General features: G+C 75.1%; 18 protein-coding genes. 12 read left to right on the forward strand and 6 right to left on the reverse strand.

Annotated elements, in window-relative coordinates; all coding sequences use genetic code 11:
* Positions 1 to 165: 165 nt before the first annotated feature.
* Positions 166 to 702: an HNH endonuclease gene (locus ACFYYR_RS02480; RefSeq protein ID WP_351515286.1), complete on the reverse strand. Its 537-nt coding sequence runs from the start codon at positions 700 to 702 to the stop codon at positions 166 to 168.
* A 220-nt stretch (positions 703 to 922) separates the two neighbouring features.
* Here ACFYYR_RS02480 and ACFYYR_RS02485 point away from each other — a divergent pair, with 220 nt between their 5' ends.
* The 10 genes from ACFYYR_RS02485 to ACFYYR_RS02530 all read left to right on the forward strand — a co-directional run bounded on the left by ACFYYR_RS02485 (position 923) and on the right by ACFYYR_RS02530 (position 16,555).
* A complete protein-coding gene (locus ACFYYR_RS02485) occupies positions 923 to 2,044 on the forward strand; it encodes a mechanosensitive ion channel family protein (protein WP_388846427.1) in 1,122 nt (373 codons plus the stop codon).
* Positions 2,045 to 2,333: 289 nt separating this feature from the next.
* Entirely contained in the window at positions 2,334 to 3,584 is a 1,251-nt protein-coding gene (locus ACFYYR_RS02490) for a 6-phospho-beta-glucosidase (protein WP_388846429.1), read from the forward strand.
* Positions 3,575 to 4,843 (forward strand): N-acetylglucosamine kinase, encoded by a 1,269-nt coding sequence (locus tag ACFYYR_RS02495; RefSeq protein ID WP_388846040.1) that lies wholly within the window; start codon positions 3,575 to 3,577, stop codon positions 4,841 to 4,843. The genes ACFYYR_RS02490 and ACFYYR_RS02495 overlap by 10 nt, the downstream gene beginning before the upstream one ends.
* A gap of 525 nt (positions 4,844 to 5,368) precedes the next feature.
* Positions 5,369 to 6,748, forward strand: a complete 1,380-nt coding sequence (locus tag ACFYYR_RS02500) for a hypothetical protein (RefSeq protein WP_388846043.1) — start codon at positions 5,369 to 5,371, stop codon at positions 6,746 to 6,748.
* Entirely contained in the window at positions 6,748 to 7,776 is a 1,029-nt protein-coding gene (locus ACFYYR_RS02505; RefSeq protein ID WP_388846046.1) for a glutamate ABC transporter substrate-binding protein, read from the forward strand. The genes ACFYYR_RS02500 and ACFYYR_RS02505 overlap by 1 nt, the downstream gene beginning before the upstream one ends.
* Positions 7,777 to 7,823: 47 nt before the next feature.
* On the forward strand, positions 7,824 to 9,158 hold the full coding sequence (locus ACFYYR_RS02510; RefSeq protein WP_388846049.1) for a hypothetical protein: 1,335 nt from the start codon (positions 7,824 to 7,826) through the stop codon (positions 9,156 to 9,158).
* On the forward strand, positions 9,155 to 11,911 hold the full coding sequence (locus ACFYYR_RS02515; RefSeq protein ID WP_388846052.1) for a tetratricopeptide repeat protein: 2,757 nt from the start codon (positions 9,155 to 9,157) through the stop codon (positions 11,909 to 11,911). Before ACFYYR_RS02510 ends, ACFYYR_RS02515 begins: the two co-directional genes overlap by 4 nt.
* Positions 11,912 to 11,922: 11 nt before the next feature.
* Positions 11,923 to 13,605: a PP2C family serine/threonine-protein phosphatase gene (locus ACFYYR_RS02520; RefSeq protein WP_388846055.1), complete on the forward strand. Its 1,683-nt coding sequence runs from the start codon at positions 11,923 to 11,925 to the stop codon at positions 13,603 to 13,605.
* Positions 13,606 to 13,881: 276 nt separating this feature from the next.
* On the forward strand, positions 13,882 to 15,216 hold the full coding sequence (locus tag ACFYYR_RS02525) for a VWA domain-containing protein (protein ID WP_388846057.1): 1,335 nt from the start codon (positions 13,882 to 13,884) through the stop codon (positions 15,214 to 15,216).
* Positions 15,217 to 15,262: 46 nt separating this feature from the next.
* The gene (locus ACFYYR_RS02530) at positions 15,263 to 16,555 is read left to right on the forward strand and encodes an FHA domain-containing protein (protein WP_388846059.1); all 1,293 of its coding nucleotides are present in this window, start codon (positions 15,263 to 15,265) and stop codon (positions 16,553 to 16,555) included.
* Positions 16,556 to 16,770: 215 nt separating this feature from the next.
* On the opposite strand, the gene ACFYYR_RS02535 is transcribed toward ACFYYR_RS02530, so the two are convergent.
* Entirely contained in the window at positions 16,771 to 17,802 is a 1,032-nt protein-coding gene (locus tag ACFYYR_RS02535) for a methyltransferase domain-containing protein (RefSeq protein ID WP_388846061.1), read from the reverse strand.
* Positions 17,803 to 17,927: 125 nt separating this feature from the next.
* Between ACFYYR_RS02535 and ACFYYR_RS02540 the strand changes: the two genes are divergently transcribed.
* Both ACFYYR_RS02540 and ACFYYR_RS02545 read left to right on the forward strand, forming a co-directional pair.
* Positions 17,928 to 18,332 (forward strand): globin, encoded by a 405-nt coding sequence (locus tag ACFYYR_RS02540; protein WP_388846064.1) that lies wholly within the window; start codon positions 17,928 to 17,930, stop codon positions 18,330 to 18,332.
* On the forward strand, positions 18,329 to 19,909 hold the full coding sequence (locus ACFYYR_RS02545) for a cytochrome P450 (RefSeq protein WP_388846067.1): 1,581 nt from the start codon (positions 18,329 to 18,331) through the stop codon (positions 19,907 to 19,909). The genes ACFYYR_RS02540 and ACFYYR_RS02545 overlap by 4 nt, the downstream gene beginning before the upstream one ends.
* A 121-nt stretch (positions 19,910 to 20,030) precedes the next feature.
* Here the strand turns inward: ACFYYR_RS02545 and ACFYYR_RS02550 are convergent, their stop codons facing one another.
* The 4 genes from ACFYYR_RS02550 to ACFYYR_RS02565 form a co-directional block, all read right to left on the reverse strand.
* The gene (locus tag ACFYYR_RS02550; RefSeq protein WP_388846069.1) at positions 20,031 to 20,954 is read right to left on the reverse strand and encodes a hypothetical protein; all 924 of its coding nucleotides are present in this window, start codon (positions 20,952 to 20,954) and stop codon (positions 20,031 to 20,033) included.
* Positions 20,951 to 21,379: an acyl-CoA thioesterase gene (locus tag ACFYYR_RS02555; RefSeq protein ID WP_388846071.1), complete on the reverse strand. Its 429-nt coding sequence runs from the start codon at positions 21,377 to 21,379 to the stop codon at positions 20,951 to 20,953. Before ACFYYR_RS02555 ends, ACFYYR_RS02550 begins: the two co-directional genes overlap by 4 nt.
* Positions 21,380 to 21,381: 2 nt before the next feature.
* On the reverse strand, positions 21,382 to 23,046 hold the full coding sequence (gene ettA, locus ACFYYR_RS02560; protein WP_388846073.1) for an energy-dependent translational throttle protein EttA: 1,665 nt from the start codon (positions 23,044 to 23,046) through the stop codon (positions 21,382 to 21,384).
* Positions 23,047 to 23,494: 448 nt separating this feature from the next.
* Entirely contained in the window at positions 23,495 to 23,932 is a 438-nt protein-coding gene (locus ACFYYR_RS02565) for a hypothetical protein (RefSeq protein WP_388846075.1), read from the reverse strand.
* Positions 23,933 to 24,199 lie beyond the last annotated feature (267 nt).

Consider the following 24,199-nt stretch of genomic DNA (forward strand, 5'->3'; position numbering starts at 1 on the left):
ACGAGCGCCGTCCGCCGGAGTAAGGGGGCGGGCGCCGGAGCGCGGGGAGGCATTTCTCACGCCGGCCGGCGCGCCCTCGTCCATCGGTACACCACGGCAGAACGCCCGCCCCCGCCCGGACGGCGGTGACGGGCGGGGCGCGGCAGGGACGACTGAGGCCCGGTCTCAGGCGGATATGCCGTCGATCCGGGCCATCGCGTCGTCCGCGCCGTACGGCTGCAGGTATGGCAGCCAGCGCGGGTCTCTATGCCCCGTGCCGATGATCCGCCACGCCAGTCCGGACGGCGGGGCGGGTTGGTGCCGCAGCCGCCAGCCCAGCTCCGCGACGTGCCGGTCGGCCTTCACGTGGTTGCAGCGGCGGCATGCGGCCACCACGTTCTCCCAGGCGTGCTGGCCGCCGCGGCTGCGCGGAATGACGTGATCGACGCTGGTTGCGACGCCACCGCAGTACGCGCACCGGCCGCCGTCACGGGCGAACAGGGCGCGGCGGGTGAGCGGAACGGGCCCCCGGAAGGGGACCCGCACGAAGCGCTTGAGACGGACGACGCTGGGTGCGGGAATGACAGTGGTCGCGCTGTGCATCAGGGCGCCGGAGTCCTCGAGGCTGATCGCCTTGTCGTTGAGGACGAGGATGAGCGCGCGGCGGAGCGGTACGACGCCGAGCGGCTCGTACGACGCGTTGAGGACCAGGACGTGCGGCACGGGTGCCTCCTTGTACGCCGGCGGCGCGTGGCTCGCGCCGGGACGATCTGTTCTCAGTCTCTCCTCATGCCTGGTCGCGGCGCCACCACGTCCGGGTAACGCATCCAGAGTGTTTTCGACCACACCCTTTTCTTCCCCCGCCGAAACCCGCCCTCTCTCGAACAGAGCAACGGATCATTCCGCTTGCCCCGTTAGTGTGGTTGGTCTGCCCGCGCATGTCATGGCGGGCGGGCCGCCCCGCGGCCCGTGGTCTACACGGAAGGTTTCTGCTGTGTCCTTGTTGCTGGCCACCGGCACGACGACAACGGCGCCCTCGCTCCGAGAGGCGCAGGACAACGCCTCCCAGGCAGCCGGCTGGCTCGAGGCGAACTGGTCGACCTGGCTCAGCGCCGGGTTGCGGATCCTGCTGATCATCGTCATCGCGATGGTCCTCAGGTCGGTCGTCCGCAAGGCGATCACCAAGTTCATCACCCGGATGAACCGCACCGCGCAGGCCGTGGACGGCACCGCGCTGGGCGGTCTGCTGGTCAATGCCGAACGGCGCCGGCAGCGCTCCGAGGCCATCGGATCGGTGCTGCGCAGTGTCACATCGTTTGTGATTCTCGGCACGGCGGCGCTCACCGTCCTGTCGATCCTGAACATCAATCTGGCCCCGCTGCTCGCCAGCGCCGGTGTCGCGGGTGTGGCCCTCGGCTTCGGCGCCCGCAATCTGGTCACCGACTTCCTCTCCGGCGTCTTCATGATCCTCGAGGACCAGTACGGCGTCGGCGACACGATCGACGCCGGCGTCGCGGCCGGCGAAGTGATCGAGGTCGGACTGCGGGTGACCAAGCTGCGCGGTGACGAAGGCGAGATCTGGTACGTCCGCAACGGCGAGGTGAAGCGGATCGGCAACAAGAGCCAGGGCTGGGCCACGGCCTCCGTGGACGTGCCGGTGCGCTACGACGAGGACCTGGAGACCGCCCGCCGCACCATCCAGGAGGCCGGCGACGCGATGGCCAAGGAGGAGCCCTGGAACGAGCGGCTCTGGGGCCCGGTGGAGGTCCTGGGCCTGGACTCGGTGACGCTGGAGTCGATGGTGATCCGGATCGCGGCGAAGACCATGCCCGGCAAGGCGCTGGGCGTGGAGCGGGAGCTGCGCTGGCGCGTCAAGCAGGCGTTCGACGCCGCGGGCATCCGGATCGTCGGCGGGCTGCCGCTGGAGGCGGCGGAGGCCGCTGCCGACCCGACGGCGGGCATGGCCGCGCCGTCCGCGCTGAGCAACCCGTCGTCGCCGCAGTCGATGAGCGCGACGCCGATCGCGCCCCCGGCGGGCGGCGGCGGCACGAACCTGACGAAGTAGCGGGCTCCGCCGCCCGCTTCCCCCACGGCCCCTCCGTTCGCGGAGGGGCCGTGGTGCGTCCGGGCACCGGGAGCGTGGGCCTCTTTTCGCGCACAACGCTGCGCCGGGACCGGCCGCTGCGGGACCATCGGCCGCAGGCGGCCGTAGGTCGCCGGTCCCCGGAGGCACGCGGAGGGACCCGGATACCGACGGCGCGTCACCGACAGCAGTCGCGACACCGACAGCCCCTGGAGGGCCGATGCCGGATGCTTCCCGGGAGCGGGGCCCGCGCCCCCGCAGGATCACCGTGGTGGGCGGCGGGTCCACCTACACCCCCGAGCTGGTCGACGGCTTCGCCCGGTTACGGGACGTCCTGCCGCTCGACGAGCTGGTGCTGGTCGACCCCGCCGCGGACCGGCTGGAGCTCGTCGGCGGCCTCGCGCGGCGGATCCTCGCGCGGCAGGGCCACGGCGGCCGGGTCGTCACCACCGCCGGCCTCGACGCCGGGGTGGACGGCGCGGACGCCGTCCTGCTGCAACTGCGCGTCGGCGGGCAGGCGGCCCGCGCCGGGGACGAGACCTGGCCGCTGAGCTGCGGCTGCGTGGGGCAGGAGACCACCGGCGCGGGCGGGCTGGCCAAGGCGCTGCGCACCGTGCCGGTGGTCCTGGAGATCGCCGAGCGGGTGCGGCGGCGGAACCCCGGCGCCTGGATCATCGACTTCACCAACCCGGTCGGGATCGTGACGCGCGCGCTGCTCGGGGCCGGGCACCGGGCCGTCGGGCTGTGCAACGTCGCCATCGGGCTGCAGCGGAAGTTCGCCGGGCTGCTGGGGCTGCGCCCCGAGGAGCTGTACCTCGACCACGTCGGGCTCAACCACCTCACCTGGGAGCGGGCCGTCCGGCTCGGCGGGCCCGGCGGGAAGGACCTGCTGCCCTCGCTGCTCGCCGCGCACGGTGCCGCCCTCGCCGCGGACCTGCGGCTGCCGCGCTCCCTGCTCGACCGGCTCGGCGTCGTCCCCTCCTACTACCTGCGCTACTTCTACCTGCACGACGAGGTGGTCGCGGAGCAGCGGGACCGGCCGTCCCGGGCCGCCGAGGTGGCGGCGATGGAGCAGGAGCTGCTGGCGATGTACGCCGACCCGGCACTGGCGGAGAAGCCCGCGCTGCTGGCCCGGCGCGGCGGGGCCTACTACTCGGAGGCCGCTGTGACACTGGCCGCCGCCCTGCTGGGGGACGGCACCGGGGAGATCCAGGTGGTCAACGCGGCGAACGGCGGTGTGCTGCCGTTCCTGCCGGACGACGCGGTGGTCGAGGTCCCGGCCCGGGTCGGCCCCGGGGGCGCGGTCCCGCTGCCGGTGGCACCGCTGGAGCCGCTGTACGCCGGGCTGGTCGCCGGGGTCTCCGCGTACGAGGACCTGGCCCTGGACGCCGCGCTGCGCGGTGGCCGCGACCGGGTGGTGAAGGCCCTGCTGGCCCACCCGCTGATCGGCCGGTACGGGACCGCGGAGGCGCTGGCGGACCGGCTGATCGCCCACAACCGGGAGCATCTGGCATGGGCCTGAACTCCCCGGAGAACGGCGGGCGGGCCGGAGCACCGGCCTCGGACGCGGACGCCGGGGCGGCCGTCGAGCCAGGCGGCCCGGCCCCGGCCGTCGCGCCCGGCGCCCGGGTGCCGGCGATCAGCCGCGGCGCCCCGGCCCCCGCGACCGCCCCCGGCGCCCTGGTCCTGGCGATCGACGCGGGCAACAGCAAGACCGATGTGGCGCTGGTGGGCGCGGACGGCAGTGTGCTGGGCACCGCGCGCGGCGGCGGCTTCCGCCCTCCCGCGGTCGGCACCGGCGCCGCCGTGGACGCCCTGGAGCGGACGGTGCGGCGGGCCGCCCGGGCGGCCGGGCCCGGCACCGGCGCCCTGCCGTACGCCGTCCACGTCGCCGCCTGTCTGGCCAACGCCGATCTCCCGGTCGAGGAGCGGCAGTTGCGGGAGGCCCTGCACGAGCGGGGCTGGGGCAGCACGACGGACGTCGTGAACGACACCTTCGCCGTGCTCCGTTCGGGCGTGGACGAGCCACGGGGCGTCGCCGTGGTGTGCGGCACCGGCATCAACTGCGTCGGCCTGCTGCCGGACGGGCGCACCGCCCGGTTCGCCGCGCTGGGGCGGCTCTCCGGCGACTGGGGCGGCGGCGCGGAGCTCGCCGAGGAGGCGCTGTGGTGCGCGGCGCGGGCGGCGGACGGCCGGGGCGGGCCGACCGCTCTCGCCACGGCCCTGCCCGCCCACTTCGGGCTGCCGGACATGGGTGCGCTGATCGAGGCGCTGCACCTGGGGCGGGTGCCGCGGGCGCGCCGCCGGGAGATCCCGCCGCTGCTGTTCGCGACGGCGGCGGCCGGCGACCCGGTCGCCCGCTCCCTGGTGCGGCGGCAGGCGGAGGAGATCGTCGCGCTGGCGGCGGTCGCCCTGTCCCGGCTCGGTCTGCTCGGCGAGGAGGCGCCGGTCGTCCTCGGCGGCAGTGTGCTCGCCGCCCGCCACCCGCTGCTGCTGGACGGGATCACGGCCGCGCTGGCCGCGCGCGCCCCGAAGGCGGTGCCCCGGGTGGTGACCGAACCCCCGGTGCTGGGCGCGGCGTTGCTCGGCCTGGACCGGACCGGGGCGGGGCCGGAAGCGGCCGCCCGGCTGCGGGCGCACTTCGCCCGGGCGGACCGCCCGGCGGACGGCGGCCTCCGGTCCCGCCCCGGCCCTGGGGACGCCCCAGCCGGCGCTCCGGCGGACGGCGCAGCGGACGGCCCGGGGGACGGGAACGCCGCGGGCCGCCCCCTCCTCCGGTAGAGGGGACGGCCCGCGGCGGTGCGGCAACCCCGCATCCAGTGGCAGAGGGAGACGGGTGGGACGGCCGGGAGCCCGTCCACGACCGAACGTATCGACAGGGGTACGCATCGTCACCGGCGTGCGGGAGCGCGGGAGTTCATCCGGGTGCCACCGGCGCACCCGGGCCCGGCCTGGCGCCGGGCCGCGCCCACCCGCCTCGGGCGCACCACCGGGGAGCCCGCGTCCCGGCAGCCGCCTCCGCGGCACCCGGACCCGCCCGGCGCGAGCGGGAATCCGCGCGCCGCCCTTCCCTCCCGGCCACAACCGGGGCCGACCACACATGGGAACCGAACGGATACGGTACGCGTCATCAACACCGGGGGCCGGTCTCCCGTGCACCGCCGGCCCACGTGTTCGGTAGCGATCAGAACAAGATCCAGTCAATCCCGGTGTGGATACCGGTCACCGCGGCCATACTTCAGGCCGGGTACCTGTCCTGCGCCACGGGGGCGACGGGCCACGGTCAGCGACCAAGGGGGAGGTCCAGTGACACACCCGCCGACAGGGACGGCGGCACCAACGGCCCCCGCACGCCCGACCGCGTGGGCCGAGGGGCTGGACCGGCTGCGGGCCGGATCGGCCACGGAGCCCGGACGGCTGCGGATCATCGGAGCCCTGCTGGCCGTCCTCGTCGCCGCGTTCGGCGGGGTGACGGCCTGGCAGACCTCCGAGCGCGAGGCCGCGGCCGACGACGTGGTGCGGCGGAGCCAGCCGCTGAGCGCCGACGCCGCCAGCATCCACCGCTCCCTCGCGGACGCCGACACCAGCGCCGCGGCGGGCTTCCTGGCGGGCGGGCAGTGGCCGCCCGAGGTGCGGCAGCGGTACGAACGGGACATCGACACCGCGTCCGCGCTCCTGGTGAAGGCCGCCGCGAACAGCGAGGGTTCGGGCTCGGCCCGCCGCCGGATCGCGACGCTCAACGAGGAACTCCCCGTCTACACCGGCCTGATCGAGCAGGCGCGCGCCAACAACCGGCAGGGGCTGCCGCTCGGCGGCGCCTATCTGCGGTACGCGAACGAGCGGATGCGGACGCGGCTGCTCCCCGCCGCCCGCGCGCTGTACGAGGCCGAGACCGCCCGGCTGGAGGCGGACTACACAGCTGCCACGGTGTGGCCGTGGGCCGCCCTGGGCACCGGCGCCGCCACCCTGGGCGCGCTCGGCTGGGCGCAGCGGCGCGAATTCCTCCGGACGAACCGGGTGTTCAGCCACGGCCTGCTCGCGGCGACCGGCGCCACGGCGGTCGTCCTGCTGTGGCTGGGAGCGGGACACGCCCTGGCGGCCGCCGGGCTGCACGAGTCCCGGGACAGCGGCGCGCGGTCGCTCCAGGTGCTCAACGAGGCGCGGACCGGTTCGCTGCAGGCCCGCGGGGACGAGAGCCTGACCCTGGTGGCCCGCGGGGCGGTGCTCACGCCGGACGGCCGGGACTTCTACGAGACGGGCTACCGGGCGCGGATGGCCGAACTGGCGGGCCGCGGCACGGGCGCGGCGGGCCGCGGCTCGCTGCTGGACCGGGCCCAGCGGCTGGCCGACGACGCCGCAGGCCGCGACCCCGTCCGCAAGGCGGCGGCGGAGGTCCGGGTCTGGCAGCGGCGGCACGCCGAGGCCCGGAAGACGGACGAGGGCGGCGCCTACGAGGACGCGGTGCAGCGGGTCATCGGCAGCGGTGACACCACCGGGGCCTCGTTCGACCGGGTGGACGCCGCGCTGGCGTCCGCCGTGACCCACGAGCAGCGGGAGTTCCGGCGGGCCGCGGACCGTGGACGGGGCGCGTTCACCGGACTGCCGGCGGGCGCCGCGGTCCTCGCGCTGCTGGGCGCCGCCGCCGCGCTGCTGGGGATCGGCCGCAGGCTGTCGGAGTACCGGTGATGGGAGGGGAACCCCCGGTGAGGGAGCGGCGAGTGCGACACGAGCCCGGGAGAACGCCGCGGCGGCTGCGCGGCTGGGGAGGCGTCGCCGGCATGGCCCTGGCGTGCGCCGTCGCCGCCGGTCTGCTGCCGCTGGCCCAGGACCGGGCGGACCCCCGGGACGGCCGGGCCGGTTCGGTCGCCTCGGCCGATGTGCCCGCGGCGCCGAAGTCGGTGGCCGGTGACTGCAAGAACCCGGAGGCGAGTCTGAAGCCGTCCGGCAGGAGCGGGCCCGCCGTCGACCGCATCAAGGACCGGGGCTACCTGATCGCGGGCGTCGACCAGAACAGCTTCCGCTGGGGCTACCGGAACCCGGCCACCAAGGACCTCGAGGGCTTCGACATCGACCTGGCCCGGGCCATAGCGAAGGACCTGCTGGGCCCCGACGGCCGGGTGGTGTTCCGGGCCATCCCCACCGACCAGCGCATCCCCGCCCTGGAGCAGCGCAAGGTGGACGTCATCGTGCGGACGATGACGATCAACTGCGAACGCATCAAGCAGGTCGCCTTCTCCACCGCCTACTTCGAGGCCGGGCAGCAGGTGCTGGCGCCGAAGGGCTCGCCGGTCACCGCGTTCAACGACACCCTGCGCGGCCGCCGGGTGTGCACCGCGGCCGGTTCCACGGGCGAGGCCGAGCTGCGGAGGACCTCGCACGGCGCGAAGGTCACCACCGTGCCCAGCCAACTCGACTGCCTGGTGCGGCTGCAGCTCGGCCGGGCCGACGCGGTGATCACCGACAACGCCCTCGCGGCCGGTCAGGCGGCCCAGGACCCGTCCGTCGAACTGGTCGGTGAGCCGTTCACCCGGGAGCCGTACGGCGTGGCGATGAACCTCGGCGACGACGACCTGGTACGCCGGGTCAACAAGGTCCTGGAGAAGTACCGCAAGGGCGGGGACGACAGCGGCTGGATGAAGGCGTACAAGCGCTGGCTCGAGGACGACCTGGACGGCATCGACGGCCCGCCCGAGCCCACGTACAAGAAGGACTGACCGTGCGCACCCGCCCACAGCGGCCGCGAGCAGAGGAGAGGTGATCGATGGGGGGCCCGGGAGCCGCCGGAGACCCGGTCATGGACCGGGACGACGCGGACCGTGCACTGGCCCGGCTGGGCGCGGAGCACGAGGCGATCGAGACATCGCTGCTGGCGTTGCAGGACCACGCGGGCCGCAGGCTCCTCGAGGGCGCCGGGCTGACCGGCACCACCAGGAGCCGCTGGGCCGCCGCCGAAGCGCTCATCACCCTGCTCTGGACGTCCTTCGAGGCCTACACCGCGGCGCTGCGGGAGGCACGTGAGGTGCGTTCCCGGCGGCGCTGGCCGTCCCGGGAGGACCTGGCCGAGCTGACCCGGCTGCTCAGCGGTCCCGCGGTCACGCTCCCGGACTCCGCCGCGGCGGGGACGGCGGACGCCGGGCTGTCGCCCGACATCACCGGGCCGCCCGCCCGGCCCGGCGAGCGGTTGAGCCTGGAGGAGCTGGTCGGGCGGATGAACGACGGGTACGCCCGGGCGCTGGACGTGGTGGTGGCGGCCGACGCCGTCTGGTCCGCACTGCCCGCCCGGATCGATCTGCTCGCCGCCGAGCTCCGGCGCACCCGTTCCCTCGCGCACTCCGTCGGGGTGCGCCCCGGTGAGCACCCGTCCGGCGACGACCTGGAGGAGATCACCCGGGAGCTGACCGCGCTGCGCGCCGAAGTGGTCTCCGATCCGCTGGCGTTCTGGGTCCCGGCCCGCTCAGGCAGTTCGGCGCCGGGCGGCGGCCGGCCGGACACCGGGCGCTACGACCGGGCGGCACGGGCCCTGGAAGAAGTGCGGCGCGAGATCGAGGCGGTGCTGGCCGTCCGGCAGGACGCCGAACAGCGGCTGTTCCAGCTCCGCGATGTGCTGTCCCGGGCCGACCGTACGCTCACCGAGGCGCGGGAGGCGCGCGGCGAGGTGCTGGCGAAGATCGCCGCGTCCGAGGTGCCGGCGGTGAGCGGCCCGGCGACGGCGCTGCACGAACAGCTGGCGGCCGCGGCGGACTACCGGCGCCGCTCCCAGTGGCACCGGCTCTCCCCGCTGCTGGACACCCTGGAGGTACGGGCCGAGGACGAGCTGATGCGCGCCCGGGAGTCGCTGACGGCGGTGACCGCGCCGCTGGCCGTACGGGCCGAACTCCGCGGCCGGCTCGACGCGTACCGGGCGAAGGTGGCCCGGCACGGCATGGCGGAGGACCCGATGCTCACCGAGCGGTACGACGCGGCGCGGCGGATGCTGTGGAGTGCGCCGTGCGATCTGCGCGCCGCCGAACAGGCGGTCCTGCGTTACCAACGGGCCGCCGCGGAGGTTCTCGTGCCGAGACAGGCCGGTCCCGAGGACCGTGAGGGGGACGGATGAAGAGCTGCCAGCGGCCGGGCTGCCCCGGCGCGTACGAGGACTTCGGCGGCGGTGAACGGTACTGCGACACCTGCGGGCTGGCTCCCGTGGTGTCGGGCGACGGCACGGTGGCCTCGCCGGCGACCGGCGCCGTGGGCGGGCACCGGGGCAGTTCGTCGTCCTCCTCGCGTGCCTCCCGCGCCTCGTCGCGCTCCTCGTCCTCCCGGCGTTCGGTGTCGGGGCGGCTGTCGCGCTCGCTGTCCGGCGCGCGGACGGTCCGCTCGGTGTCGGTGCGCAGCTCCGCCCGCTCCGCGGCCGGCCCGTCCGGGCGCAACAAGCTGGGCGCGGGGCTGGTCACCGTGCCGGAGGTGCCCCGTCCGGATCCGCGGACCGCGGTGCTGGAGCGTGCCGAGGTTCCCGAGAGGAAGCGATTCTGCAGCCGGGGCGACTGCGGTGCTCCGGTGGGCCGGGCGCGCGGCGACCGGCCGGGCCGGACGGAGGGGTTCTGCACCAAGTGCGGCCACCCGTACTCGTTCGTGCCCAAGCTGCGGGCCGGGGACGTGGTGCACGGCCAGTACGAGGTGGCGGGCTGCCTCGCGCACGGCGGGCTCGGCTGGATCTATCTGGCCGTCGACCGGGCGGTGTCCGACCGCTGGGTGGTCCTCAAGGGCCTGCTGGACACGGGTGACGAGGACGCGCTCGCCGCGGCCGTCTCCGAGCGGCGCTTCCTCGCCGAGATCGAGCACTCCACCATCGTCCGGATCTACAACTTCGTCGAGCACCTCGACCAGCGGACCGGCAGCCTCGACGGCTACATCGTCATGGAGTACGTCGGCGGCAAGTCCCTGAAGGAGATCGCCAACGAGCGGCGGGGCCCGGACGGCCGGCGCGACCCGCTGCCCGTGGAACAGGCCTGCGCCTACGGGCTGGAGGCACTGGACGCCCTCGGCCACCTGCACAGCCGCAACCTGCTGTACTGCGACTTCAAGGTGGACAACGCCATTCAGCAGCAGGACCGGCTCAAGCTCATCGACATGGGCGCGGTGCGCAGGATGGACGACCACGAGAGCGCGATCTACGGCACGATCGGCTACCAGGCGCCGGAGGTCGCGGACACCGGCCCGTCCGTCGCCTCGGACCTCTACACCGTGGCGCGCACCCTGGCGGTCCTGACCTTCGACTTCCAGGGCTACACGAACGTCTTCGTGGACAGCCTGCCCGACCCCGGCCACATCGAGGTCTTCCGCCGCTACGAGTCCTTCTACCGGTTCCTGGTCCGGGCCACGGACCCCGATCCGGCGCGCCGGTTCGGCTCCGCCGAGGAGATGGCCGAGCAGCTGACCGGCGTCCTGCGGGAGGTCGTGGCGCTCGGGACGGGGCGGCCCCGGCCGGCGCTCTCCACCCTGTTCGGGCCGGAACTGCGGGTCACGGACACCCGGTTGTTCGCGGAGCAGTCCGGCGCGGTGTCGGTGCTGGGCGTCCGCTCGCCCCGGGTGCGCTCCATCGCCCGGCCGCGGCGCCGGCCGGCGGGCCCGGACGGACCGGCCGCGGCGGCCGTGGCCCTCCCCCGGCAGGCGACCGGTGGCGAACCGCCGGTGCCCGCCGCGGCGGGACACGGGTCGGGGCACGGAACCGGGCACGCGGCGGCCGGGGCGAACGGCGGGGCCGGGCACGGCGCCTCCGGTGCGACCGGGCACGGATCCGCGGGTGCCGCGGCGCCGGGCACGGCTCTCCCGGGAGCCGCGGCGGCTGCGCACGGCCCCGGAACGCTCCCCTCCGGCGCCGGGACGACCCCGTTCGCGGCCCTGGCCGGCGACGGCGAGCACCCGGGGCTCGAACCGCTGGACACCCGGTCGGCCGTGCTCGCCCTGCCGGTGCCGCTGGTCGACCCCACCGACCCCAACGCCGGGTTCCTCGCGGGGCTGCTGGCCTCCGCGCCCGCCGAACTGCTCGCCGCGCTCCGGGGCGCGCCCACCGGCTCGGTGGAGCTGCGGCTCAGGGAGCTGCGGGCCCGGCTGGAGATGGGTGAGCTCGGCGCCACGGCCGAGGTGCTGGCGGAGCTGGAGAGCCGGCATCCCGACGACTGGCGGGTGATCTGGTACCGCGGGGTGGCGTCCCTGGTGACCGGCGACGAGGAGTCGGCGGCCCTGTCGTTCGACGCCGTCTACGACGCGTTCCCCGGCGAGCCCGCCCCCAAGCTGGCGCTGGGCGTCTGCGCCGAGGTGCTGGGCCAGCTGGACAACGCCGCCGAGTACTACCACCTCGTCTGGGTGACCGACCCCAGCTATGTGAGCGCCGCCTTCGGGCTCGCCCGGGTGCGGCTCGCCGCCGGGGACCGGCCGGGAGCGGTGGCGGCCCTGGAGTCCGTGCCGGAGGCCTCCATCCACTACACGGCGGCCCGGGTCGCGGCGATACGCGCCCGGCTGCGGCAGCGCTCGGCCAGGGAGCCGCTGCTCGACGATCTCACCGCCGCCGCAGGTCAGGTGGAGCGGCTCCGGGACTTCGGTCTCGACGCGGTCCGCCGCGAGCGGCTGGCCACCGAAGTTCTGGGCGCCGCGCTGGACTGGGTACTCTCCGGGAGACACGGCGCTCCCCCGGAGGGCGCCGTCCCCGGAGAGCACGGCTCGCTGCTCGGCAGCAGCCTGGACGAACGGGGCCTGCGCTTCGGACTGGAGCGCTCGTACCGGGTCCTCGCGCGGCTGGCCCAGCGCGGTGAGGAAAGGATCGAACTGGTGGAGCGGGCCAACCGTCTCCGCCCCAGGACGTGGGTGTAACGATGTCTCAAATGCCCCAGCCACCCCAGCTGTCCGCCTGCCCGAGCTGCGAAGAGCCGCTGGAGCCGGGCGACAACTTCTGCGGCGCGTGCGGGGCCGACCTGTCGGCCGCGACGGCGCCGCACACGGGTCGGCCCACGGCTGCCCGCAACGGGCAGGCCCGGACCGAGGCCGCGGAGGGCACCGTCCCCCGGCCGTCGGCCCGGCCCCCGGCCGGTGACGGGTCCGCCCCGCTGCGGCCGGGAGCCGGACCGGAGGGCGGAGCGGCCGTTCCGCCGCCGCCCCCGTACCCCCCGGCCGTGGCCCCGGAGCCCGTACCGGCACCGCCCACGGCTCCCCCGGCTCCCCCGGCTCCCCCGGCTCCCCCGCAGCGTCACCAGGACCACGGTCCGGACACGGCTCACGGCGGTCCGGACCCGGCCGCGGGCGGGGTCCCGCTTCCCGAGGCGGAGGGCGGGGACTACTCCCTCCAGGCGCCCGCCCCGGCCGCGGCCGCGCGGCCGGAACCCGCCGCCGAGCCGGACGACTACGCCCTGGCCGCCCCCGCCGCGGATCCCCCGCGGGAGCCGGGGGCCCGGCCGGCCGGCGCCGACGGCCCGCACGCCGGCGCGGGCCCGCTGCCCGGTTCCGTTCCGGCGGCGGGTTCCGGTCCGGAGAGCGGCTCCGCCCCGGAGGCCGGTTCCGCTCCCGAGGATCCGCGGACCGCGGCGGCCTACGGAACGGCCGAGTCCGCGCTGACGGTGACCGACACCCCCGGCGGCTCGGAGAGCAAGAGCCGGACGTGCGTCGCCTGCCGCATGGGAGTGATCGACCGGGACGGCTACTGCGAGAACTGCGGCCACGCCCAGCCCCGCGAGCGGGACCACCTGGAGGAGGCGCTGGACAGCGTGGCGGCGGTCAGCGACCGCGGGCTGCGGCACCACCGCAACGAGGACGCGTTCGCGCTCTCCTCCGCCGCCCTGCCGGACGGTGCTCCGGCCGTCGTCGCGGTCGTCTGCGACGGGGTCTCCTCCGCCACCCGGCCGGACGAGGCCTCCCAGGCGGCCTCGGAGGCGGCGAGCGCCTCGCTGCTCGCCGCGCTGCCCCGCGGCACCCATCCGCAGCAGGCCATGCACGAGGCGATCCTCGCCGCCGCGCAGGCCGTCAACTCCCTGGCGCAGACCGCCGGGGCGGAGGACGAGCGGGAGTCGCACCGGAACCGGAACGCCCCCGCGTGCACCATCGTGAGCGCGGTGGTCGCCGCGGGCCTCCTCACGGTCGGCTGGATCGGCGACAGCCGGGCCTACTGGGTCCCCGAGGACCGGACGGCCCCGCCCGCACGGCTCACCGAGGACGACTCGTGGGCGGCGCAGATGGTGGCCGCGGGCCTGATGTCGGAGGCCGAGGCGTACGCCGACGCCCGCGCCCACGCGATCACCGGCTGGCTCGGCGCGGACGCGTACGAACTCGACCCGCACACCGCCTCGTTCAAGCCGGACCGGCCCGGGGTCGTGGTGGTCTGCACCGACGGGCTGTGGAACTACGCCGAGGGCGCCGCGGACATGGCCCTGGCCGTGCCGACGGACGCCCGGTCCCGGCCGCTGCACGGCGCCCGGACCCTGGTCGGTTACGCGCTCGACGGCGGGGGGCACGACAACGTCACGGTGGCGGTGGTGCCGTTCCCGCTCCCCGGCGCGGAAGCGGGAACGGCCTGAGGGGAAGCGGGGGCCTGAGGGGTCCTTGCACCGTGCCCGCCCGGGTCGCGCGCTCTCGGCGCAAGGCCCCCCGGGCAGCACCGCCGGCCTGAGCGGCACCGGCGGCACCGGCCCGAAACGCCGCCGCTGAACAACCGAACGGCCCCGGAGAGCATCAGTACCGTCAAGGGCCCGCCGGCCGGACCGGCCGGCGGGCCCGCACGGGGGCAGCGCCGGTCCGGACCCGCGCCCGCCCCTTCTGCCCAGGTCCGGACGGAGTGTCGAGGAGCGGATCAGATGGCCGACTTCCCCCAGCAGAGCGAGCCGCGGTTCTCCGTCGAGGTGTACCAGAACGAACACCTCCCGGAGGGCGGGCGCGAGGTGCACGCCGTCGTCACCGTGACCTCGGCCGGCGACGGCGGGGGCCCGTCCGCGGGAGCGCCGTCGCCGGGTGCCGGGCCGGACGCGGCCGTGGTCGTCATGGTGGACTGCTCCGGCTCCATGGGGCACGCGCCGGGGAAGCTGCGCGGCGCCCGGGAGGCGACGGCGGCCGCGATCGACGCCCTGCGCGACGGCGTCCGCTTCGCGGTGATCGCCGGAACCCACACGGCCCGTCCGGTGTTTCCCGCGGCGGGCGGTCTGGCCACGGCCGGGCCGGACACCCGGAAGCAGGCCAAGCGGGCGCTGAACGGCCTGCTGGCGGACGGCGGCACGGCCATCGGCAGCTGGCTGCGGCTCGCCGGCCGGCTGCTCGACACGGCGGACGTCTCCATGCGCCACGGCATCCTGCTGACCGACGGGCGCAACGAGCACGAGTCGCCGGAGGAGCTCCGCGCCGCCCTCGACGCCTGCGCGGGCCGGTTCACCTGTGACGCGCGGGGCGTGGGCACGGACTGGGAGGTCAAGGAGGTCACCGCGATCGCCTCGGCCCTGCTCGGCAGCGCCGACATCGTGGCCGATCCGGCCGGGCTGGCCGCGGACTTCACGCGGATGATGGAGGACGCGATGGGCAAGGAGGTCGCCGATGTCGCGCTGCGGGTGTGGACCCCGGTGGACGCGGAGATCGTCTTCGTGAAGCAGGTGGCGCCGACGGTGGAGGACCTCACCGGCCGGCGGACGACGGCCGGGCCCCGGGCTGGCGACTACCCGACGGGGTCCTGGGGCGCGGAGTCCCGGGACTACCACCTGTGCGTCCGGGTCCCGGCGGCGGAGGTGGGCCGGGAGATGCTGGCGGCGCGGGCCTCGCTGATCCGTCCGCGGCCGGACGGCGGGGTGCCCGAAGCCCTGGCGCAGGGCCTCGTCCGGGCGGTGTGGACCGACGATCTCGCGGCCTCGACCTCCATCGATCCGCAGGTCGCGCACTACACAGGACAGGCGGAACTGTCACAGGTCATCCAACAGGGACTGGATGCCCGCAAGTCGGGCCATGTCGCCGAAGCGACGGCGAAGCTGGGCAGGGCCGTGCAACTGGCGAGTGTGTCGGGAAATGACGGTACGGCGAAACTCCTGGCGAAGGTGGTGGACGTCGTCGACGCGGCGACAGGTACTGTGCGACTGAAAGCGAAGGTCGCGGAAGCCGACGAGATGACTCTCGAGACGCGCTCCACCAAGACGGTTCGCGTCAAGAAGTGACCAAAAGCGGTCCGGAGGGGCCGAGGTGAAAGGGGGAGGCACCGACATGCCGACTTGCCCGAACGGACACCAGTCGGGTTCCGACGACTGGTGCGAGGTCTGCGGACACCGCATGGCCGGTGCCGGGGCTCCGGCAGGAGCCGTCCCGCCGCCTCCCCCGCCCCCGCCGATGCCCGGCGCTCCCGGACCGGGCGCCCCGATGGGCGGCGGCCCGGGCGGCTACGGATACCCCAACCCGGCGACCGGTGCCACCGGTCCGGGGGCGCCGATGGGCGGCTCCGGCGGATACGGCTACCCGAACCCGGGCGGCCACCCCAACCGGCCCCCGGGGATGTACGACCCGCACGCCACCGCGCAGGCGGAGCTGTGCCCGCAGTGCCGTACGCCGCGGGAGGCGCAGGCGCCGTTCTGCGAGGAGTGCCGCTACAACTTCCTGACGCACTCCCCCACCGCGTTCGCGCCGCCGTCGCACCAGCCGCATCCGGGCGGGCCGCAGCAGCCGCACGGGTTCGGGCAGCCGCCGCAGCCGTCCCAGGGCCACCAGGGGCCGCCGCAGGGGTTCGACTACCAGGCGTCCCGGCCCTCCCAGATGAACCGGCCGGCCGAGCCGCTCTCCCCCCAGCCGCAGCAGCAGGCGCCGCACGGCGCACCGCAGCAGGCCCCGTACCAGGCGCCGCAGCCCGGCTACGGGTCGAACGACGACTGGACACTCCCCCCGCCGGCGCAGCCGCAGGGCGCGCCGCAGGCCCCGGAGTTCGGGCAGTCGGGCGGGCAGCCGCAGGCTCCGGACTACGGACAGTCGGGCGGGCAGCCCCAGGCTCCGGACTACGGACAGCCGCAGGCCCCGGACTACGGCCCCGCGGGGCAGCAGCCGTACCCCCCGCAGGGCGCTCCCGCCGGCCCGCCGGCCCCGCCCGCGCCCCCGGAGCCGTCCGGGACCTGGGTCGCGGTCATCACCCCGGACCGTGAGTACTTCATGGCCATGATGCGGCGCAGCGGCCCCGAGGCGTCGGGCCTCAACCTCCCGGCGTACTCCCCGGAGCAGCAGCTCGAACTCTCCGGGAGCCAGGTCACCATCGGCCGCCGCCGCAACAGCACCGGCGAGTCACCCGACATCGACCTGTCCCGCCCGCCGGAGGACCCCGGCGTCTCGCACCAGCACGCGCTGCTGGTGCAGCAGCCGGACGGGAACTGGGCGGTCGTCGACCAGGACTCCACCAACGGCACGACGATCAATGGCGGCGAGGAGCCGATCCAGCCGTTCATCCCGGTTCCGCTGCAGGACGGGGACCGGGTGCACGTGGGCGCCTGGACCACGATCACCGTCCGCCGCGGCTGACGGGACCGACTCCCGCGGGAGCGGGTTACCGTCCCGGCGTTCCCCGTGGTCACGGTGTTCCCCGTGGTCCCGGCGTTCCCGGCGGGACGGGTGTTCTCCGGCCCCGGTTCGCGGCTCCTGAGCAGGTGAGGAGCCGCGAACCGGGGCTGTGCCGTGTGTGTCCGGGGTTCCGGCGTCTCCCCTTGCCGAACCCCCCGATGCCCGTGGGTGCCGGGTCAGCGTCCCCGCGGGCCGGCCGTCCCGACCGCCGCGCCGTCGCCCAGCGGCCAGGTGTGCGGGCCGTCCGGGCTGTCCAGCCAGGCCCACTGGCGGTCGCCGCGGACCGTGACCCCGAACCGCTCGCGCCCCGGCCGGTGCGCGTCCTCCCAGAGCTCGTACGCCGACTCCGGCCCCTGCCGGCCGGCGGTGAGCGCGAGCAGGAAGGGGAACGGCTCCTCGTCGAGAACGCCCGACGGCAGGGAGCGGGTGTCCACCGGCTGCGGCTCCGGCCCGCCCCGGAGCGGTACGAAGTAGGCGGAGGTGTGCAGAAAGCGGCCCTCCGCGTGCCGCGCGTTCCTGACCCGCAGCGCGATCAGGCCGGTCGCCAGCGGGGCCAGGACGAGGCCGCCCGGACGGCACTGGGCGACCCAGGCGGGCGGTACGGAGGCCAGGGAGCAGGTGGCGAGGATCCGGTCGTAGGGGGCGCCCGCCGCCCAGCCGCACGCCCCGTCGCCGGTGACAACCTCCGGACGGTGACCGGCCGCGGCGAGGTGGTCGCGGGCGGAGGAGGCGATCTCCGGGTCGAGGTCCACGGTCGTCACCCGCTCCTCGCCGAGCCGGTGCGAGAGCAGCCCGGCGTTGTAGCCGGTGCCCGCGCCGATCTCCAGGACCCGGTCGCCGTCGTGCACCCCGAGGGCCTCCAGCATCCGCGCCATCAGCGAGGGCTGACTGCTGGAGGAGATGAGCCGGCCGTCCCGGACCCGGGTGGCGAGCGGGGTGTCGGCGTAAGCCCCGGACAGCCAGCGGGCCCGGACGCGGGGATCCGGATGGTCGCGGCCGACCTGCTCGAAGCCGTCCTCGACGGCCACGTAGTAGTACGGCACGAAGAGGTGGCGCGGCACCCGGACGAACGCCGCCCGCCAGGCCGGGTCGGTGAGCCCGCCGTCGGCGACGATCACGCGGACGAGCGCCGCCCGGGCTGCGGCCGCGGCGGCGTCCGTGCGGGCGCCGTCCCCGGCCGCGTCGCCCCTGCCGCCCTGCCTGCCCATGCCTCCACTGTGCTGCGCACGGCCCGGCGACGCGACACCGTACGCACTTCACGGCTTTTGCGCCAGTTGTCCTGCCGGTCCTACGCCGCCGGTCCTCGGCTGGGCCGTCTGAGACCATGGGGAGCGTGAATGAGATTCCGCGCGGCACGCTGCAGGAGCAGACCTTCTACGAGCAGGTCGGTGGTGAGCCGACCTTCCGGCGGCTGGTGCACCGCTTCTATCAAGGTGTCGCCGAGGACCCGCTGCTGCGGCCGATGTACCCGGAGGAGGACCTGGGGCCGGCCGAGGAACGGCTCACCCTCTTCCTCATCCAGTACTGGGGCGGTCCGCGCACCTACAGCGACAACCGCGGGCACCCGCGGCTGCGGATGCGGCACGCTCCGTTCACGGTGGACCGGGCCGCGCACGACGCCTGGCTGCGTCACATGCGGGTCGCGGTCGACGAGCTGGAGCTGGCGCCGGAGCACGAGGCCGAGCTGTGGAAGTACCTCACCTACGCGGCCGCTTCCATGGTCAACAGCGCCGAATGAGACCGACCGACCAGGAGCTCCGGTCCCCGGCCGGGCCGGGCGCCGCACGCCCCGAGACGACGGACACCGGACGGATGCCGCTGCCCGGCCCGAGGGACGCCGCGCGGGAACCGCTCTCCGGCGCGGCGGTGCCGGACCCGGCGGTCCTCGACCCCGCGGTGCACGACCCGGCGGCGCTCGGCCCGGCGGTCCTGGACCCGGCGGACGGTGCCTTCGCCCGTGACCCCTTCCCGTACTACGCGGCCCTGCGCACCCGGGGGCCCGCGGCGCGCGTCGAGCTGTCCAACGGTTCCAGCGCCTGGCTGGTCACCGGCTACGAGCAGACGCGGGCGGTGCTCTCCGACCCCCGGTTCTCCAATGTGCCCCCGCAGAGCGCGGGCCGGCCCAAGCCCGACTCCCCCGCCCAGCGCGCCCGCGCCTGCCTCGCGCGCCACATGCTCAACTCCGACGCCCCCGATCACACCCGGCTGCGCCGGCTGACCGCCGCCGCCTTCACCCCGCGCCGGGTCGACGCGCTGCGGCCGCGGATCGAGGAGCTGACCGCCGGGCTCGTCGGCGAGCTGGCCGACCGGCTGGAGCGGGACGGATCCGCGGACCTGGTCGACGTCTTCGCCTTCCCGCTTCCGGTCCTGGTGATCGGCGAGGTCCTGGGCGTGCCGGAGGCCGACCGGGCCGATCTGCGGGAGTGGACCTACCGGGTGGGCTCCCCGGCGGACGCCCTGGCTCAGGGCGAGGTCGACGAGGCGTGGACCCGGCTCCACGGCTACTTCACCTCGCTCATCGCGGAGAAGCGGCGCGCGCCGGGCGAGGACCTGTTCAGCGCGCTGGTGCACGACTCGTCGGAGGGCGGCCTCGACGACGGCGAGCTGCTCGCCATGGCCTTCCTGCTGCTCTTCGCGGGCTACGAGACGACCATGAATCTGCTGGCCTCCGCATCGTTGCTGCTGCTCACCCACCCGGAGGAGCTCGCGGCGGCGCGGGAGGACCCGGGCCGCTGGCCCGCGGTCGTCGAGGAGGCGCTGCGGCACGCCAGCCCGCTGGAGGGCACGACGTGGCGACGCACGACGGAGCAGGTGGACCTCGGCGACGGGGTCGTCATACCGGCGGGCGCCTCGGTCCTGGCGGTGCTCGCCGCCGCCAACCGCGATCCGGCGGTCTTCCCCGCCCCGGACACCTTCCGGCCGGACCGCTACGCGGACGGCTCGGCGGGGCCGGCCGGCGCGACGGGCTCGGTCGGCTCGGGGAGCGCATCGGGCTCGGCGGGCTCGGCCGATGTTCCGGGCCCGGCCTGTCCGGCCGGCGACGGCTCGCACCCCGGCCCCTCCGGTCGCCGGACCGGGACACGGGCCGCGGCGCACGCCGCCTTCGGGCACGGCCCGCACTTCTGCGTCGGGTCGCGGCTGGCCCGGCTGGAGGCGGCGGTGGCGCTCCCCCTCCTCTTCGACGCGCTGCCGGGACTGCGCCTCGCGGCCGGCCCCGGCGAACTGCCCTACCGTCCGGGACTGTTGGTACGCGGCCCGCGCCGACTGCCGGTCACCCTCGCGGACGACGAGCGGAGTCACACCGTCGGCCCGTAAGGGCGACTCCGGTGCCCGGCCGGTCGTTTCCGGTGCCCGGCCCGTCGGTTCAGCGGATCGCTCCGCCGGGTCCGCACGGCAGGGCCCGGGGAGGCCGGTCGGGGCACCCCCGGGCGGCCGGTCAGCGCGGGGTGACGCTCAGGCCGGACAGCCCCGGAAGGTCCGTCCGGCGCACGGCCACCGAGCCGTACGGGGTGCTCAGCCGCAGCCAGCTGCCCGCGGCGAACAGCGCGAGCCGCTCCGGCACCGCCGGCTCCGAGGCGAGGGCCGTGGCTGTGACGTGGCGCGCGGTCGCCGGTCCATCGGCGGCGGACACACCGGTCGCGGAAACGCCGGTTGTGGAAACGCCGTTCGCGGAAACGCCCGTCACCGCGGCGCCGGACGGCAGGGCACCGGCGGCGGGCACCCGCGCGCGGGCCGGGCGGAGGAAGCCGAGCGACTGGGCGGCGTGCACCGCGCGCAGCGGAAGACGGGTGTCCCCCAGGGTGCGCGACCAGATCTCGCGGCCGATCCGGTCGAACTCCGTACGGGTCCGGCCGTCCTCCGGGAGCGCCTCGATCCGGGTACGGAACTCCCTGACGGCCGCCGCGACGGCCGCCCGGACCTCGTCCGCCCCGGGGAAACCCTCGACCCGCCGCCAGCCGCCCCGCGGCGGCAGCACACCGGCCCACGGGGGGCCGGTGACAGGCTCGGGCACCGGGACCGTCAGTTCGCCCGCGGTGCGCTCCCCACCGCCGGTCGCGGCGTCGAGGGCGTCGGCGAGCATGCCCGCCGAGACGGTCGCGTCCAGTGCCGCAACCGCCTCCGGGGCCCCGGTCCCGCCGTGCGGGGCCTGGCCCGGGGCCAGCCGGGCCGTGCGGATGGCCAGCACCTCGAAGGAGGCGGGCCGGCCGAAGACCGCCAGCACCCCTCCGGCCTCCGGGGCGGCCGCTCCCGGCTCCGCCTGGAGACGGACCGCGGCCCGGCGGTCGTAGTGGATCAGCCGGGCCAGGAAGGCGGCGAGATCCGCCGCCTCCCCGGCGTCGGCGAGACGCAGCGCCGTCATGCGGCGAAGGCCTCCTCCGCGGCATCGACCAGGTACCGCTCGAGGACGGTGCGCTCCTCGGCGGTGATCCGCCGCGGACGGCCCGCGGCGAAGTCGAACGGCACGACGGTCGTCGACGCCCGCACATACACCTGCTCGGCGTCCTTCACCTCGTAGGAGACGGTCATCGACGCGGCACCGATCTTCGTCACCCAGGTCTCCACGGTGACCGGCTCGTGCCGGTGCACCAGGGGGCGCAGGTAGTCGATCTCGTGCCGGGCGACGACCGAGCCCCCGGTGAAGGAGCCGTTGCCGTCCGCGGTCGCCAGCCGGTGCATGAAGTCGATCCGGGCCTCCTCCAGATAGCGGAGGAAAACCACGTTGTTGACATGACCGAACGCATCCATGTCCGACCAGCGCAGCGGGCAGGGGTAGGTGTGCCTCACGCTCAGCCCCGGGTCAGCTTCTTGTACGTGGCACGGTGCGGACGGGCCGCGTCCGCGCCGAGCCGCTCGACCTTGTTCTTCTCGTACGACTCGAAGTTGCCCTCGAACCAGAACCACTTGGACTCGCCCTCGTAGGCGAGGATGTGGGTCGCGACGCGGTCCAGGAACCAGCGGTCGTGGGAGACCACCACGGCGCAGCCGGGGAAGTCCAGCAGCGCGTTCTCCAGCGAGGACAGGGTCTCGACGTCGAGGTCGTTGGTCGGCTCGTCGAGGAGCAGCAGGTTGCCGCCCTGCTTGAGGGTGAGCGCGAGGTTGAGGCGGTTGCGCTCACCACCGGAGAGCACACCGGCCGGCTTCTGCTGGTCCGGGCCCTTGAAGCCGAACGCGGAGACGTAGGCCCGGGACGGCATCTCGACCTGGCCGACGTTGATGTAGTCCAGCTCGTCGGAGACGACCGCCCACAGCGTCTTCTTGGCGTCGATGTTGGCGCGGGACTGGTCGACGTAGGAGATCTTGACGGTCTCGCCGACCTTGATCTTGCCCGAGTCGGGGGTCTCCAGGCCCTGGATCATCTTGAACAGCGTCGTCTTGCCGGCGCCGTTGGGGCCGATCACGCCGACGATGCCGTTGCGCGGCAGGGTGAAGGAGAGGTCGTCGATGAGGACCTTCTCGCCGAACGCCTTGGAGAGGTTCTCCACCTCGACGACGATGTTGCCCAGGCGCGGGCCCGGCGGGATCTGGATCTCCTCGAAGTCCAGCTTCCGGGTCTTCTCCGCCTCGGCGGCCATCTCCTCGTAGCGGGTCAGGCGGGCCTTGGACTTGGCCTGCCGGCCCTTGGCGTTGGAGCGGACCCACTCCAGCTCGTCCTTGAGGCGCTTGGCGCGCTTGGCGTCCTTCTGCCCCTCGACCTTGAGACGGGCCTGCTTGGTCTCCAGGTACTTGGAGTAGTTGCCCTCGTACGGGTAGAGGCGACCCCGGTCGACCTCGCAGATCCACTGGGCGACGTTGTCGAGGAAGTACCGGTCGTGGGTGACGGCGACGACGGTGCCGGCGTACTTCTCCAGGTGCTGCTCCAGCCACTGCACGGACTCGGCGTCCAGGTGGTTGGTGGGCTCGTCGAGGAGGAGCAGGTCGGGGGCCTCGAGCAGCAGCTTGCAGAGCGCGACGCGGCGCTTCTCGCCACCGGAGAGGTTGGTGACGGGCCAGTCGCCGGGCGGGCAGCCGAGGGCGTCCATGGCCTGCTCGAGCTGGGCGTCGAGGTCCCAGGCGTTGCTGTGGTCGAGCGCCTCCTGGAGCTTGCCCATCTCCTCGAGCAGGGCGTCCGAGTAGTCGGTGGCCATCTGCTCGGCGATCTCGTTGAACCGCTTGAGCTTGACCATCGTGTCGGCCGCGCCGTCCTGGACGTTCTCCAGCACGGTCTTGGACTCGTCGAGCGGCGGCTCCTGGAGCAGGATGCCGACGGTGTAACCGGGCGTGAGGAAGGCGTCACCGTTGGACGGCTGCTCCAGCCCCGCCATGATCTTCAGGATGGTCGACTTGCCGGCGCCGTTCGGACCGACGACACCGATCTTGGCTCCGGGGTAGAAGCTCGTCGTCACATCGTCGAGGATCACCTTGTCGCCGTGCGCCTTACGCGCCTTGCGCATGGTGTAGATGAACTCAGCCAAGAGAAACCGTCCGGCGATCGATGGGTGGGCAGATGCATTCCATCTTGCCGTACGTCCAGCGCGTGACGGAAACGAGTAGCTCAGGGCACGCCCCTTCCTCCTCAGCGCGCTCTCCCTGCCTCCTGCGTGTCCGGCCGCAGGTGGTGACCGCCTCCGTCCCGGCCGGTCCGGTGCCGGTCCGGAGGCCGGGGCGGGCTCGCCGCGAGCGGACGTGCCGGGGCCGGTGACGCCGGGGACCGCGGATGCCGCGGGGGCGGGTGATGCCGGGGGCCGGTGACGTCGCGGGGACGGTGACGTCGCGGGGCCGGTGCTGTCGCGGACCGGTGGTGTTGCGGGAGGGGCAGGGGCTGCTCGGAGAGGGGCAGGGTTGCTCGGGGCGGTGCCGGTTACGGGGTGCGGGCGCTGCGACCGGTGCGGCCCCCGCCGGTCGCGCGTGGTGTCCGGGCGGCTACGCGCGCCGGAGCTCCGCCTCGTCGCGCACCTCGGTCACCTGCTCGCCGTCGTGAACGTAGGCCACCACACCGGACCACCGGCCGTCGGGAGCCCGGCGCCATTCGATCAGGAGCCCGGGCAGCCAGGCGCCGTCGACCAGGACCTTGCACGGCTTCGTCTGCGCCGAGGGGCGATAGTCCGGGAAGCAGGGGATGCAGGCGCCCCGCCCCTCCGCCTGGGCGACGGAGAGCGCGACGTTCCGCGGGGTGTGCGTCTCGCGACCGAAGCGCTGGGCCTTCCGCTGGCCGTCGTACAGCGCCTCGCAGGCCGTGGTGCGGTGGAAGACGGATCCCCCCTGGGTGGTGAACACCCGCCGCGTCAGCCCCCGGGGCACCGGAGCGCACTCCGTGCACTGGCCGACCACGAGTTCGTGCACACATCGTTCGTCCCCCATGCACCGATGATTTCGGCGGAGGACCGGGCTCACAAGAGTGGATCACGCCGTCCGGATCCGGTCACCCGGGCGTTCCCGCGACAGCGCCGCGTCCGCGAGGGGGCCGTATCCGACGAAGGGGCCGTATCCGCGAGGGGGCGGACGTGGGGGGGGGGGGGGGCGCGGGGGGGGGCGGGGGGGCCCCCCCCCCGGCGGGGGGGGGTATATTAGCCGACGCCGGGGGGGGCCCGGGGGCCGCGGGGTGTTATGGGAGGGGGGGGGAGACGG

Origin of the sequence: Streptomyces sp. NPDC001922, from assembly GCF_042891165.1 — a bacterium.
GTDB lineage: Bacteria > Actinomycetota > Actinomycetes > Streptomycetales > Streptomycetaceae > Streptomyces.